We start from the raw sequence: 13,414 nt of genomic DNA, 5'->3' as shown, positions 1-13,414 counted from the left end.
GGTTCAGGACAGCTTTTTCAGTTTCTCGAAATCGCCAGCGAATTCCTGGCTGCAGAACGGACTGCCGCCCTGGAAGTAATCGCCCACCGGGTCTTTCGGCAGCTTTTTCTGCGCTTCCACCGCTTCGGTGGCGAAGTCTTCCGATTTCCCGCTCGGCTTGTAGCCCAGTGACAGGGCGTGGCTGTTGTCCCACCAGGCGCGCTTGTTATCGGACATGCCATAGACGACGTCATACACCAGGCCGGGCTTTTCCAGGCCGATCCGGATCAACTGCACCAGATCATCGGGCTTCAGCCAGATCGCCAACCGGCGCTCGTCGATCGGCTTATCGCCGAAATTGCCGATGCGGATCGAAAGCACGCCGATATTGTGCTTATGCGCATACAGCGAGCCGAGGCCCTCGCCGAACAGCTTGCTGAGGCCATAGCGCGTATCGGGTTTCGGCACGGCTTCGATGCCGATTTTCTTGCTGCGCGGGTGGAAGCCCATCACATGGTTGGAGGAGGCGAAGACGACGCGTTTGACGCCCTGCTTGCGCGCGGCCTCAAACAGGTTGTGGCAGCCGATGATATTGGCATTGAGGATGGTCTCCCAGGGGCCTTCGACCGAGTAGCCACCCAGATGCACGATGCCGTCGACGCCTTCGCAGGCCTTCTCGATGGCGGCGGCATCGGCCAGATCGGCGGGGATGAAGGTTTCGTCGCCGCGCAGGTCGGCCGGCGCATTGAGATCGCTCAGGATCAGCTCGGGATACAGCGGCTTGAGCAGCTGGCGCAGCCGGGTGCCGACGCCACCGCTAGCACCGGTAAGCAGAACACGCTTCATCGTCATTTCCTCCGTCGCCCCGCTTACTGCGGGCCCATCTTGTCGATCAGAACCTTGAGCATTTTATGCTCTTCTTCGCTGCAGTCGACCAGTGGTGTGCGCACCGGGCCGGCATCGTAGCCGACCAGCTTGGCGCCAGCCTTGATGATGCTGACGGCATAGCCGGGGCGGCGGTTGCGGATCGCCGCATAGGGCATGAAGAAATCGTCGAGAATCCTGGTCCAGGTCGCGGTATCGTCGGCGGCAATCGCGCGATAAAAATCCATTGCTGTCTTCGGGATGAAGTTGAACACGGCCGAGGAATAAACCGGCACGCCCATCGCCTTGTAGGGCGCGGCAAAGAATTCGGCGGTCGGCAGGCCGCCCAGATAGGAGAAACGGTCGCCCATCTTGCGGCGCACGGCGACCATCAGTTCCAGATCGCCGATGCCGTCCTTGAAGCCGATCAGGTTCGGGCACTGCTCGGCCAGTTTGGCCAGATGATCCGGGCCCAGGCGGCAGACGCCGCGATTATAGACGATGACGCCGATCTTCACGCTCTTGCAGATCGCGGCGACATGGCGACTGACGCCTTCGGCATCGGTCTCGATCAGGTAATGCGGCATCACCAGCAGGCCGGCGGCGCCCAGGCGCTCAGCCTCCTGGGCATAGGCGATGGCCTGGCGGGTGCCATAGCCGGTGCCGGCAATGATCGGCACCTTGCCCTTGCAGGTATCAACGGCGGTTTTGATCACGGCGCTGTATTCATCCGGTGCCAGCGAGAAGAATTCACCGGTGCCACCGGCAGCGAACAGCGCGCTGGCACCATAGGGCGCCAGCCATTCCAGGCGGCGGCGATAACCCTTTGGCTCAAAATCGCCGGCCGCATCGAAATCGGTCACCGGGAAGGACAGCAGACCGGTCGAAATCGCGGCCTTGAGGGCATTGGGTTCCATCAGTTCACCTCTGTACCAAAGCAATAGGGTGGGAAAGGGGTCAGGCGCCTCTGGGCAGCGCGGGCGATGCCTCGCGCGACTGCTCCATGGCCTTGCGCAGCCGCTCGCGGCTGTTGCTCAGATGCAACCGCATGGCCGAGCGGGCGGCATCGGCATCCTGGCGGGCGATGGCCTGGTAGATGTCTTCATGCTCGCCGTTGACACGATTCAGGTAAGCGCTGCGGTCATCGGCGAAGAAGCGGAAGGTCTGCACGCGGGCGCGCGGGATCATCAGGGCGCCCAGATAGCCGAACAGATGGGTGAAATGCTGGTTACCGGTCGCTTCGGCAATGGTGTGGTGGAAATCCAGGTCCGGCGCCACGGCATCCTCCGAGGCCTCGATCGCCAGCGCCATGCGGTCGAGCGCGCCGCGCATGGCCTCCAGATGCTCCGGCTTGCGGCGCTGGGCGGCGAGTGCTGCGGCCTCGGCCTCCAGGCCGATACGCAATTCCAGCACGTTGATCACTTCGCGGATCAGGTCGAGATTTGTTTCGTCGATCCGGAAGGGCTGGTTCGCGGCAGCTGCCAGAACGAAGGCACCGACACCCTGCTGGGTCGCCACCAGGCCGGCGGCGCGCAGCGACGAGATCGCCTCGCGCACCACGGTCCGGCTGACACCGAATTCCTCAATCAGCTCCTGTTCGCTGGGCAGTTTGTCGCCGGGCTTGAGCGCGCCCTTGGCAACTCGCTCCGTCAGCGTCTTGGTCAGCTGCGAGGTCAGGGTTTCGCGTCGGCGGAGTGCCGTCACAGGGAATCCTCCATTGGTCGGATTCGAGAATTATCACCCTTCAGCTTGTATGACAACTGACGGGTTTGGGCTTTTTGCCCTGATGCGGGAAAATCTGCTCCGGCGCACGATTCGCTGCGGTGCAGCGTATTAAATCCATATAATCAGCCATTAAACCCGAGGGTTTAGTAAAATTTTACTAGCCGCCTGGATCGGCGTTGACTTCAATTTGCAGAAGTGTTGTATGATAACACGACGACCAACCTATGTCGTGAACGCGGCCGGCACCAAGCCGTCCCGCAAGGGAGGAGACCAAAAATGAAGACTCGTATTGTCGCTCGCGCTCTGCTCGGGCTGGCGGTGGCGGCCGGTTTTGCCGGTGTGGCCTCGGCCAAGGAATTCCGCTCATCGGACGTGCATCCGATGGACTATCCGACCGTCCAGGCGGTGGCCTATATGGGCAAGCTGATCGGTGAGCGCACCGGCGGCAAGCACAGCGTCAAGGTGTTTGGCCAGAGCGCGCTCGGTTCGGAGAAAGACACGATCGAGCAGACCAAGCTTGGCGCGCTGGACATGGTGCGCGTCAACATCTCGCCGTTCAACAACATCGTGGCGGAAACCATCGTTCCTGCGCTGCCCTTCGTCTTCAAGTCGAAGGATCATATGCGCCGCGTGCTCGATGGCCCGATCGGTGAAGACATTCTCAAGGCGCTGGAGCCTCAGGGTTTCGTCGGCCTGGCCTTCTATGACAGCGGTTCGCGCAGCTTCTACACCACCAAGAAGGCGATCAAGACCGTCGACGACATGAAGGGCATGAAGATCCGTGTCCAGCAGTCGGATATGTGGGTCGCCATGATGCAGGCGCTGGGCGCCAATGCCACGCCGCTGCCCTATGCCGAAGTCTATACCGCGCTCAAGACCGGCGTTGTGGATGGTGCGGAAAACAACTGGCCGTCCTATGACAGCTCGCGCCATTACGAAGTGGCCAAGATGTACAGCCAGACCGAACATTCGATGGCGCCGGAACTGCTGGTCTTCTCCAAGCGGGTCTGGGACGGCCTGGCCAAGGACGAGCAGGACATCATCCGCAAGGCGGCCAAGGAGTCGGTGCCCTACATGCGCAAGCTGTGGGACGATCAGGAAGCCAAGTCGCGCAAGACGGTCGAGGGCGGTGGCTCGCAGATCATCAGCGACATCGACAAGAAGTCGTTCCAGGACGCGATGAAGCCGGTCTATGCCAAGTTTGCCGGTGACGCCAAGCTGCAGGCTCTGGTGAAGCGCATCCAGGACACCAACTGATCGTCGCCTGAAACACTGCAGTACTGAGATTGCAAAGCCGGGAGTATCCATGCTGAGTTGGTTAAGCCCCATCAACGCCTGGATATCCCGGCTTTGTATGTATGTCGCCGTGACGGGCCTTCTGGGCATCGTCGTGGTCGTCACCTACCAGGTCTTCGGCCGCTATGTGCTGAACGACACGCCCACCTGGGCCGAGAGCCTGGCGCTGGTCTTCGTGCTCTATGTCACCATGTTCGGCGCTGCCGTCGGCGTGCGTGATGCCGGCCATATCGGCCTGGAATCGGTGCTGGTGATGGTCATGCCCGAGCGGCACCGGATCTGGGTGGAAATCCTGATCCATCTGCTGGTCGGCACTTTCGGCATGGTCATGGGCTGGAATGCCTGGGTACTGGCCGAGTCAGTAATGCCCTACAAGATTCCCACGCTCGGCCTTTCCGAGGGCCTCAATCACCTGCCGCTGGTGATTGCCGGCGTGCTGATCACCCTGTTCTCGCTTGAGCATATTCTGGCCCTGGTGCAGGGCGAAGAGGTTCGCCCGTCATGGCACTGACAATTCTGGCCGTCAGCTTTTTCGGCTTCCTGGTTCTTGGTGTACCCGTAGCCTTCGCCATCGGCCTCTCGGCCATCGCCACCATCGTCTATGAAGGCCTGCCGCTCGCCGTGGTGTTCCAGCGCATGGCCGCTGGCATGAACATCTTTTCCTTCCTGGCCATCCCGTTCTTCATCTTCGCCGGCGAACTGATGCTCTATGGCGGCGTTGCCGACCGCATCGTGCAGTTTGCCAAGAATCTGGTCGGTCATATCCGTGGCGGCTTGGGCATGTCGAATGTCGTGGCCTGCACACTGTTCGGCGGCGTTTCCGGTTCGCCGGTCGCCGACGTTTCGGCGATGGGTGCCGTCATGATTCCGATGATGAAGAAGGAGGGCTATGACGCCGATTACGCCGTCAATGTGACGACGCATGCCTCGCTGGTCGGTGCGCTGATGCCGACCAGCCACAACATGATCATCTATTCGCTTGCCGCCGGCGGCAAGGTTTCGATCGCCGCCCTGATCGTGGCCGGCATGATTCCCGCCGCGCTGCTTACGCTCTGCATGCTGGTTGCGGCCTATCTGGTGGCGATCCGGCGCGGCTATCCGGCCGGCACCTTCCCGGGCTGGCATGTGGTGCTGCGTTCGGGTGCGGCCGCGCTGCCCGGCCTTTTTGTGGTGGTGATCATCATCACCGGCATCCTGACCGGCGTGTTCACGGCCACCGAGTCTGCCGCCATCGCCGTGGTCTACGCCATTCTGCTCGCCACGCTGCTCTACAAGTCGCTGACCTGGGAGCATCTGATCAAGGCCGCAGCCAAGGCGGTGAAGACCACCGGTATTGTTCTCTTGCTGATCGGGGTGTCGAACACCTTTGGCTATTTGATCAGCCTCTACAGCGTCGCCGACCTGACCGGCCAGGCCCTGTCGAGCATCACCACCAATCCCTGGATGGTGTTCCTGCTGGTCAACGTGATCCTGTTCGTGCTCGGCACCTTCCTCGATATGGCGGCAACCATCCTGATCTGCACGCCGATCTTCCTGCCGATCTGCATGCAGTATGGCATGGGGCCGGTGCAGTTCGGCATGCTGATGCTGATCAACTGCGCGCTAGGCCTGAACACGCCGCCGGTCGGCACCACGCAGTTCGTCGGCTGCGCCATCGGCGAGGTCTCCATCGGTCATGTGATGAAAACGATCTGGCCCTTCTATGGCGCCTTGATCGCGGCACTGTTCCTGGTCACCTATGTGCCGCATTTCTCGCTGTTCCTGCCCAATCTGATTCTCGGTCCGACCCACTGAGATTGCACAGATTATCTTTGTGAAAGACTTGGCGGCGGTGTTCCTTCTGGCTATGGCTTAGGCCTGTCAGAAGGAACACCGCATGTCAGCCGTTCATCAGGAGTCTTCGGCGCGCGACTGGGTCAACGAGGCCCTGCGCCGCATCGATGCCGATTTCAACCGCTCGGCGGATACGCATCTTTTTCGCCTGGAGCTGCCGGCCTTTCCCGGCCTGACGCTCTATTTCAAGGATGAGTCGAGCCATCCAACCGGCAGCCTGAAGCACCGGCTGGCGCGCTCGCTGTTTCTCTATGGCCTGTGCAATGGCTGGATCGGGCCCGGGACCACCATTGTTGAAGCCTCCTCCGGCTCGACAGCGGTTTCCGAAGCCTATTTCGCCCGGTTGCTGGGTCTGCCTTTCGTCGCAGTGATGCCGAAGACCACCTCGGCCGAAAAGATTGCCCAGATCGAATTCTATGGCGGTCGCTGCCATCTGGTTGAGCAGGCCAGCCATGTCTATGCCGAGGCCGAACGGCTGGCACAGGATTGCGGCGGACATTACATGGACCAGTTCACTTATTCCGAACGCGCCACCGACTGGCGCGGCAACAACAACATCGCCGAATCGATCTTCGAGCAGATGGCACGCGAGGAAAACCCCGAGCCGGCCTGGATCGTGGTGGGTGCCGGCACCGGCGGCACCTCGGCCACCATCGGCCGCTACCTGCGCTACCACCGGCTGGACACCCGGCTCTGCGTGGTCGATGTCGAGAATTCCGTGTTCCACGATTTCTGGCATGGCCGCGATCCCGGGCTGGTTTGTCCGAAATCCTCGCGCATCGAAGGCATCGGCCGGCCACGTGTCGAGGCTTCCTTCATGCCCGATGTAGTGGATCGCATGATCCGCGTGCCCGATGCCGCCTCGCTGGCCGCCATGCGCCTGCTGTCGGGCCTGCTCGGCCGCCGTGTCGGCGGGTCCACCGGCACCAATCTCGTCGGCGCCCTGACGCTGCTCTGCGAATTGAAGGCCCAGGGCGGGCGGGGCAGCGTGGTGACGCTGCTATGCGACAGCGGCGAACGTTATGCCGCCAGCTATTATGACGATGCCTGGCTGGCGGCGCAGGGCATTGATATCGCTCCCGATCTGAAACGCCTGACCGGGATCGTGAACGACGGCTGCTGGCAGGGTTGAACGGATCGCGCTAGTCTCGGGTGTTTTTCGAAAGGCCTGCCGATGTCCGAAGCCGCCCTGCCTGACTCCGTCGATCTGCTGATCGTGCCGCGCCTGCGCGATCTGGGAGATGGCTTCACCGTCCGTCGCGTGCTGCCCTATGCCAAGCGGCGTCATGTCGGGCCTTTCGTATTCTTCGATCATATGGGGCCGGTGCAGTTCGCGCCTAGCCAGGGCTTGGATGTGCGGCCGCATCCGCATATCGGCCTGGCCACCGTCACCTACTTGTTCGAAGGCGAGATCATGCATCGCGACAGTCTTGGCGTGGTCCAGCCGATCCGGCCCGGCGATGTGAACTGGATGGTGGCCGGTCGTGGCATCGCCCATTCCGAGCGAACCCGGCCTGAACTGCGCCAGAGCGGCGCTGCATTACACGGCATCCAGTCCTGGTTCGCGCTGCCGAAAGCGCATGAGGAAACCGAGCCGACCTTCCATCACCATCCGGCCAGCAGCCTGCCGGAAATCGAGAAGCCCGGCGCCCGCCTGCGGCTGATCGCCGGCAGTGCCTTTGGCGCCACATCGCCGGCCCAGGTTTTCGCGCCGATGGTGTATCTCGATGCCCAGCTCAGCGATGGTGCCACCTTGCCATTGCCCGACGATGAAGAGCGCGCCGTCTATGTTGCCATTGGCGAAGTCATTCTTGACGGCAATGTTTATGAAAGCGGCACGATGCTGGTGCTCAAGCCCGGCGCGCAGCCCAAGATCGTCGCCCGCGGCGCGGCACGGCTGATGGTACTGGGTGGTGCGCCGCTCGATGGCGAACGGAATCTGTGGTGGAATTTCGTCTCGTCGTCCAAGGAGCGTATCGAGCAGGCTAAGATGGACTGGCGTTCTGGCAACTGGCCCAAGGTGCCTGGCGAGACCGACTTCATTCCACTGCCTGATGGGGTGTAACGGGGCATGAAGCGCGCGAAAACTAAGGATAACGGCGTGTACCATGCCGCGCTACGCGAGCTGCAGATCGAGCTGGTCAAATTGCAGCGCCATCTGATCCGGCATCATCAAAAGATTCTGGTCCTGCTGGAGGGGCGGGATGGCGCAGGCAAGGATGGCAGCATCAAGGCCATCACAGAGCATATGAGTCCACGCGAAACCCGCATCGTTGCACTGGGCAAGCCGTCTGACCGTGAGCGCAGCGAATGGTATTTTCAGCGCTATGTGTCGCATCTGCCGGCCGGTGGCGAATTCGTGCTGTTCAACAGGAGCTGGTATAACCGCGCCGGTGTCGAGCGCGTGATGGGCTTCTGCAACAAGCAGGACTGCGAGGATTTTCTCGTTGCCGTGCCGATCTTCGAGGATCTGCTGGTTCGATCCGGCATCCAGCTGTTCAAGTATTACCTCGATATCGATCGCGACGAGCAGAAGGCGCGACTGCAGGCGCGCCGGAACGATCCGCTCAAGCAGTGGAAAATCAGTCCCATCGACCAGGCAGCGCTGAAGCACTGGAAAGACTACAGCCATGCCCGCGACTTGATGCTGGCACGCACCAGCGTCACCTATGCCCCCTGGACCATTGTGCGCGCGAACGACAAGCCGATGGCTCGCCTCAACCTGATGCGCGACCTGTTATCCCGCCTGGAATACAGTGGTAAGGCAAAGCCGCGCCAGATCGCTCCCGACCGTGCCATCGTATTTCCCTTCGACCGCGATGCGCTGCGCGACGGCAGGCTGTCGGTCTAGCGCCGCTCTACCCAGCGTTCACCTAGCTTCTCGTAGCGGTGTTTCACGGCAGCCCAGGCAATGCGATGGGCAATCGCTTCCCGCTCTGCGTCGTCGCTATGATCCCGCCAAGCATGGTTGAAGGCGGCGCGGAAGATGTCCTGCGCATGGACGGGCAGCTTTTCGCGCAGATTTGCCGGCAAATCGGCATTGCTGGCATAAGGCATGGCTCAGCGGCCCGGCGGTTCCGCCCGGCGTGGCACCGGCGGAACATACTCCACGCTGGGTGTCGTACGCACGGGCTGCGGATAGAGCTGCATCAGTTCCGTCACTTCGTCCGGCAAGTCGGTGCTGACTGGCAGACCCAGTCTGAGGGCTTCATCCACCGTGATCGGATAGTCATGCGTCCACTGGCCCTTGCTCAACTGATCAGCCAGGTCTGCCGCTTTCTCGGGCGGCATGTGCCGGACCAGTAACTGCAGGGCCGCCTCACGCAGCTGGCGAGTCGCCTTCTCGCCGATATCGGCCAGGATCAGGGTCTGGTCGTCGATTTCGGCGATCGGCTTGTCGCGCAGCACTCGCAGTATCGACGCGGCTGGAAAGCCGCCGACCTGCGGGTCGATCGGCCCCAGCATGGCATCGGGTGCCATTATGATCTTGTCGGCGGCAAGCGCGATCAGGGTGCCGCCCGACATCGCCAGATGTGGTACGAAGGCGGTGACCGGGCCGGCATGGCGGCGCAGGGCGGCGGCAATCTGCAGCGTAGCGATGGCCAGCCCGCCTGGTGTGTGCAGTATGATATCGATCGGCATGTCGGGATCGGTGTCGCGGATCACGCGGATCACATCCTCGGCGTCGTCGATATCGATGTAACGTACCAGCGGAAAGCCCAGCAGACGCATAGTTTCCTGCCGGTGTACCAGGGTGATCACCTGGCTGCCGCGCAGCCGCTGCAGCTGCATGATTTTGCGCGCGCGCATCAGGATCAGGATGCGCTGCCGCAGCATCGGCTGCAGCGCCATGCCGATGAAGAATATCCAGATCAGGTCGCTGAGTGCCATCAGCGCGACGGGCTCAATGCCGCTTTGACATGGTCCAGGATGTCAGCGCGATCGGCCTTCACCAGATCCTTGTTGATCTCTACCGCAACAGTGGCACGAACGGCGGCATTGAAATCCTGGCGCAGGGCACCGAGCAGGCGCGGCGGCGCGATCACCACCAACTGCACAAAGCGCTTCTCGCCACAGGCATGATTGAGACGTTCGGCAATCGCTTCGGCGAAGCGGTCCTTGGCCAGCTGGTGCGGATCATGGCGCGGCTCTACGGCGGCGCGGCGGTTGTCGCTGCTGGCGAAGGCGCGACCGGGACGATCGCTTTTCAGGTCGCGCGAAAAGCCGTGGGTATCCTCGGCTGTCATGGTGAAATCCGGCACCGCGGCGAGCGGGTCGGCCAGGCTGCGCAGTTCGAAAATCCGGGCCTGGCTGGCATCTGCGACCAGTATCCAGGTGGGAGACGGCAGAGGGATCGCCATGACTGTTCTCCTTGGTTCGGCGCATCACAGTGCCACAAAGGCCGGTAGCGGCTCTTGATATGCGTCAACCCGGCCTTGGCTGATTGCGCAGCGGCAATACCCCTTCTGCGTGGGGCCCTTATATGAGCCGGGCGGAGAAAGCTGGCGCGGGCATTGCCGGATCGCGCGCTGCGTATCAAAGTAACATCCGGCTTTTGAGGAGGACGCCCGATGACACATATCAAGCATGCCGACCTGTTGCGCCGTCAGGCTTACATCGACGGGGCCTGGATAGGGGCGGACAGCGGCAAGAGCTTCCAGGTCACCAACCCGGCCGATGGCAGCCTGATCGCTGAAGTGCCGGATATGGGCAGGGCGGAGACGAAGCGCGCTATCGTGGCTGCACAGATGGCTTGGCCGGCCTGGGCCGCGCTCACTGCCAAGCAGCGCGGCGCGATTTTGCGCAAATGGTACGATCTGATCCTGCAGAACCAGGACGATCTCGGCGCACTGATGACGCTGGAGCAGGGCAAGCCGTTGGCGGAAGCCAAGGGCGAGGTGGTCTATGGCGCCAGTTTCGTCGAATGGTTCGCCGAGGAAGGCCGTCGCATCTATGGCGACACCATCCCGGGGCATGCGGCCGACAAGCGCATCGTCGTCATCAAACAGCCGATCGGCGTGGTCGCCGCCATCACGCCATGGAATTTCCCGATTGCCATGATCACCCGCAAGGTGGCGCCCGCCTTGGCCGCCGGTTGCCCGGTGGTGGTCAAGCCGGCCGAAGACACACCGCTCTGTGCCCTGGCACTGGCTTGGCTGGCCGAGCAGGCCGGCATCCCCAAGGGTGTGTTCAATGTCATCACCTCCTCGCACGGCGCCGAGGTCGGTCTGGAACTGACCACCAATCCGATCGTGCGCAAGGTGTCGTTTACCGGCTCCACCGAAGTCGGCAAGATTCTCGCGAAGCAAAGCTCCAGCACCCTGAAGAAACTGTCGCTTGAGCTTGGCGGCAATGCGCCGTTCATCGTCTTTGACGATGCCGATATCGACGCCGCCGTCACCGGCGCGATCATCTCGAAATACCGCAATACGGGGCAGACCTGCGTCTGCACCAACCGCTTCTTCGTGCAGGAAAAGGTCTATGATGCCTTTGCCGCCAAGCTGACGGAGGCCGTGAAGAAGCTGAAGACGGGCCCTGGTTTCACCGAGGGCGTCAATCAGGGACCTCTCATCAACCAGGATGCACTCGACAAGGTCGAACGGCTGGTGGCGGATGCCAAGGCCAAGGGCGCCAAGGTTCTGGTCGGCGGTGAGAAACATGAACTGGGTGGCACCTTCTACCAGCCCAGCGTGATTGGTGACGCCACCACCAAGATGGACTCCGCACAGGAGGAAATCTTCGGCCCCGTGGCACTGCTGTATCGGTTCAAGGACGAGGCCGAAGTCATCAATCTGGCCAACGACACGCCCTATGGTCTGGCCGCCTATTTCTACAGCCGCGATATCGGCCGGGTCTGGCGCGTGGCCGAGAAGCTGGAATACGGCATGGTTGGCATCAACGAGGGGCTGATCTCGACGGCAGAAGCCCCCTTCGGCGGCGTGAAGGAATCCGGCCATGGCCGTGAGGGTTCGAAATACGGCATCGACAGCTTCATCGAGCTGAAATACCTCTGCTTCGGCGGTGTTTGATGTGAAGACGGCACGGCGCAACATTGCGCCATGCCATGAAGGTATTGGTCGCGGTATGCGGCGATCTCTATAGTCGGGGCTGTCGACGGCGCAAAAGATGCCGCGGCAGCCCCGGACTTAGATGAGGATTGCATGGCGGATCGTTGTGACGTTGTGATTATCGGTGGTGGCATCGCCGGCGCCGGTGCCGGTTATGAGCTGGCGCGTGAAGGCAAAACGGTTGTGCTGCTGGAACGCGAAAGCCAACCGGGCTACCACACCACCGGCCGTTCGGCGGCGCTGTTCGCCGAGACTTATGGCAACGCGCCGATCCGTGCGCTCACCGTGGCCAGCCGCGACTTCCTGATGAATCCGCCGGCCGGTTTTGCGTCCGTGCCGATTCTCACGCCGCGCGGCGCACTGCATATCGGCAGCACGGCGCAGGCCGCAGAGCTGGACGGAAAATTTGAGGATATGCGCAAGCTGGTGCCGACGGTGCGGCGGCTTGGCGCCGCCGAGACCCAGGCGCTGATGCCGGTGCTGAAGCCCGAGGCCGTCAGCGGCGGTGCGCTGGCCGAACCCGATGCCATGGATATCGAGGTGCATGCCCTGCATAACGGCCTGCTGCGCGGCATGACCGCGGCCGGTGGCCGCATGGTGACCGATGCGGAAGTCACCGGCCTGCAGAAGGTCGGCAACGACTGGCAGGTCGAGACCAGCAAGGGGGTGTTCTCCGCGCCGGTGGTGATCAATGCCGCCGGGGCCTGGGGCGATGTGGTTGGTGGCATGGCCGGGGCGACGCCGATCGGCCTGAAGCCGAAGCGCCGCACGGCAGTCACCTTCGATCCGCCGAACGGCACGGATATTCACGCCTGGCCGATGGTGATCGACGCCGACGAGGAATGGTATTTCAAGCCCGATGCCGGCCGCATCCTGCTGTCGCCCTGCGATGAAACCGATTCCGAACCCTGCGATGCGCAACCTGACGAGATGGACATCGCCATCGCCGTCGACCGCCTGGAAACCGTGTCCACTCTGCAGGTGCGTCGTCTGGCGGCGAAATGGGCCGGCCTGCGCAGCTTCGTCGCTGACCGCACTGTGGTTTGCGGGTTTGACGCGGAAAAGACCGGTTTCTTCTGGCTTGCCGCCCAGGGGGGCTACGGTATCCAGACCTCGGCCGCCATGGCCCGGGTCGCCGCGGCGCTGGCGCAGGGCCGTGGTTTGCCGCAGGATGTGGTCGATCTCGGCCTTGCCGAACATGACCTCAGCCCCAGCCGACTACGGTAAATGAACGCCCCGTTTTCTCCGCCCGCCAAGACCAAGCCCAGGATCGGCCACAGCGCCTGCCCGCATGATTGCCCGTCGACCTGCGCGCTGGAGATCGAGCTGCTGCCGAATGGCACCATCGGCAAGGTACGCGGCGCGGAAGAGAACAGCTATACGGCCGGCGTGATCTGCGCCAAGGTGGCGCGCTATGCCGAGCGCGCCAACCACACCGAGCGCCTGCTGCAACCGCTGCGGCGCGTGGGCCCCAAGGGCAGCGGGCAGTTCGCGCCGATCTCCTGGGACGAGGCACTGGACCGCACGGCGGAAGCCCTGCTGGCGGCCGAGAAGAAATACGGCAGCGAAACCGTCTGGCCCTATTTCTATGCCGGCACCATGGGCCTGGTGCAGCGCGACGGCATCAACCGCCTGCGCCATGTGAAGCG

15 protein-coding genes are annotated in these 13,414 nt (G+C 62.5%); 9 read left to right on the top strand and 6 right to left on the bottom strand.

Features of this window, described 5'->3' with window-relative positions; genetic code table 11:
• Window positions 1–3: 3 nt before the first annotated feature.
• The 3 genes from AAG799_RS10555 to AAG799_RS10545 are packed head-to-tail and all read right to left on the bottom strand — an operon-like array spanning window position 4 to window position 2,547.
• On the bottom strand, window positions 4–825 hold the full coding sequence (locus AAG799_RS10555) for an NAD(P)-dependent oxidoreductase (RefSeq protein ID WP_341895792.1): 822 nt from the start codon (window positions 823–825) through the stop codon (window positions 4–6).
• A gap of 23 nt (window positions 826–848) precedes the next feature.
• Complete coding sequence (gene kdgD, locus AAG799_RS10550) at window positions 849–1,760, bottom strand: 5-dehydro-4-deoxyglucarate dehydratase (protein ID WP_341895791.1); 912 nt, start codon at window positions 1,758–1,760, stop codon at window positions 849–851.
• Window positions 1,761–1,800: 40 nt separating this feature from the next.
• Window positions 1,801–2,547 (bottom strand): FadR/GntR family transcriptional regulator, encoded by a 747-nt coding sequence (locus AAG799_RS10545; RefSeq protein WP_341895790.1) that lies wholly within the window; start codon window positions 2,545–2,547, stop codon window positions 1,801–1,803.
• A gap of 297 nt (window positions 2,548–2,844) precedes the next feature.
• Between AAG799_RS10545 and AAG799_RS10540 the strand changes: the two genes are divergently transcribed.
• The 6 genes from AAG799_RS10540 (at window position 2,845) to ppk2 (ending at window position 8,548) form a co-directional block, all read left to right on the top strand.
• Window positions 2,845–3,825 (top strand): TRAP transporter substrate-binding protein, encoded by a 981-nt coding sequence (locus AAG799_RS10540; RefSeq protein WP_341895789.1) that lies wholly within the window; start codon window positions 2,845–2,847, stop codon window positions 3,823–3,825.
• 109 nt (window positions 3,826–3,934) lie between these two features.
• The gene (locus tag AAG799_RS10535; protein ID WP_341895788.1) at window positions 3,935–4,375 is read left to right on the top strand and encodes a TRAP transporter small permease; all 441 of its coding nucleotides are present in this window, start codon (window positions 3,935–3,937) and stop codon (window positions 4,373–4,375) included.
• The gene (locus AAG799_RS10530) at window positions 4,366–5,658 is read left to right on the top strand and encodes a TRAP transporter large permease (RefSeq protein ID WP_341895787.1); all 1,293 of its coding nucleotides are present in this window, start codon (window positions 4,366–4,368) and stop codon (window positions 5,656–5,658) included. The genes AAG799_RS10535 and AAG799_RS10530 overlap by 10 nt, the downstream gene beginning before the upstream one ends.
• Before the next feature lie 82 nt (window positions 5,659–5,740).
• Window positions 5,741–6,829 carry a PLP-dependent cysteine synthase family protein gene (locus AAG799_RS10525; RefSeq protein ID WP_341895786.1) on the top strand — a complete coding sequence of 363 codons (1,089 nt, stop codon included), beginning with the start codon at window positions 5,741–5,743 and terminating at the stop codon, window positions 6,827–6,829.
• Window positions 6,830–6,871: 42 nt separating this feature from the next.
• Window positions 6,872–7,762 carry a pirin family protein gene (locus tag AAG799_RS10520; protein WP_341895785.1) on the top strand — a complete coding sequence of 297 codons (891 nt, stop codon included), beginning with the start codon at window positions 6,872–6,874 and terminating at the stop codon, window positions 7,760–7,762.
• Window positions 7,763–7,768: 6 nt separating this feature from the next.
• Complete coding sequence (gene ppk2 / locus AAG799_RS10515) at window positions 7,769–8,548, top strand: polyphosphate kinase 2 (RefSeq protein WP_341895784.1); 780 nt, start codon at window positions 7,769–7,771, stop codon at window positions 8,546–8,548.
• Here the strand turns inward: ppk2 and AAG799_RS10510 are convergent.
• Genes AAG799_RS10510 through AAG799_RS10500 form a run of 3 tightly spaced genes read right to left on the bottom strand, consistent with a single transcriptional unit; the run spans window position 8,545 to window position 10,058 of the window.
• Window positions 8,545–8,754, bottom strand: a complete 210-nt coding sequence (locus AAG799_RS10510) for a ChaB family protein (protein ID WP_341895783.1) — start codon at window positions 8,752–8,754, stop codon at window positions 8,545–8,547. The genes ppk2 and AAG799_RS10510 overlap by 4 nt on opposite strands.
• Before the next feature lie 3 nt (window positions 8,755–8,757).
• The gene (locus tag AAG799_RS10505) at window positions 8,758–9,588 is read right to left on the bottom strand and encodes an ATP-dependent Clp protease proteolytic subunit (RefSeq protein WP_341895782.1); all 831 of its coding nucleotides are present in this window, start codon (window positions 9,586–9,588) and stop codon (window positions 8,758–8,760) included.
• Window positions 9,588–10,058, bottom strand: a complete 471-nt coding sequence (locus AAG799_RS10500; RefSeq protein ID WP_341895781.1) for a host attachment protein — start codon at window positions 10,056–10,058, stop codon at window positions 9,588–9,590. The genes AAG799_RS10505 and AAG799_RS10500 overlap by 1 nt, the downstream gene beginning before the upstream one ends.
• A 210-nt stretch (window positions 10,059–10,268) precedes the next feature.
• Between AAG799_RS10500 and AAG799_RS10495 the strand changes: the two genes are divergently transcribed.
• From AAG799_RS10495 to AAG799_RS10485, 3 genes are all read left to right on the top strand, one after another.
• Entirely contained in the window at window positions 10,269–11,726 is a 1,458-nt protein-coding gene (locus AAG799_RS10495) for an NAD-dependent succinate-semialdehyde dehydrogenase (protein WP_341895780.1), read from the top strand.
• A 132-nt stretch (window positions 11,727–11,858) separates the two neighbouring features.
• Window positions 11,859–12,992, top strand: a complete 1,134-nt coding sequence (locus AAG799_RS10490) for an FAD-binding oxidoreductase (protein ID WP_341895779.1) — start codon at window positions 11,859–11,861, stop codon at window positions 12,990–12,992.
• The coding region (locus AAG799_RS10485) for a molybdopterin-dependent oxidoreductase (protein WP_341895778.1) at window positions 12,993–13,414 on the top strand (422 nt) is incomplete at its 3' end.

Origin of the sequence: Ferrovibrio terrae, from assembly GCF_943371255.1 — a bacterium.
GTDB classification, from domain to species: domain Bacteria; phylum Pseudomonadota; class Alphaproteobacteria; order Ferrovibrionales; family Ferrovibrionaceae; genus Ferrovibrio; species Ferrovibrio terrae_B.
This window is presented reverse-complemented; position numbering and strand designations above follow the sequence as displayed.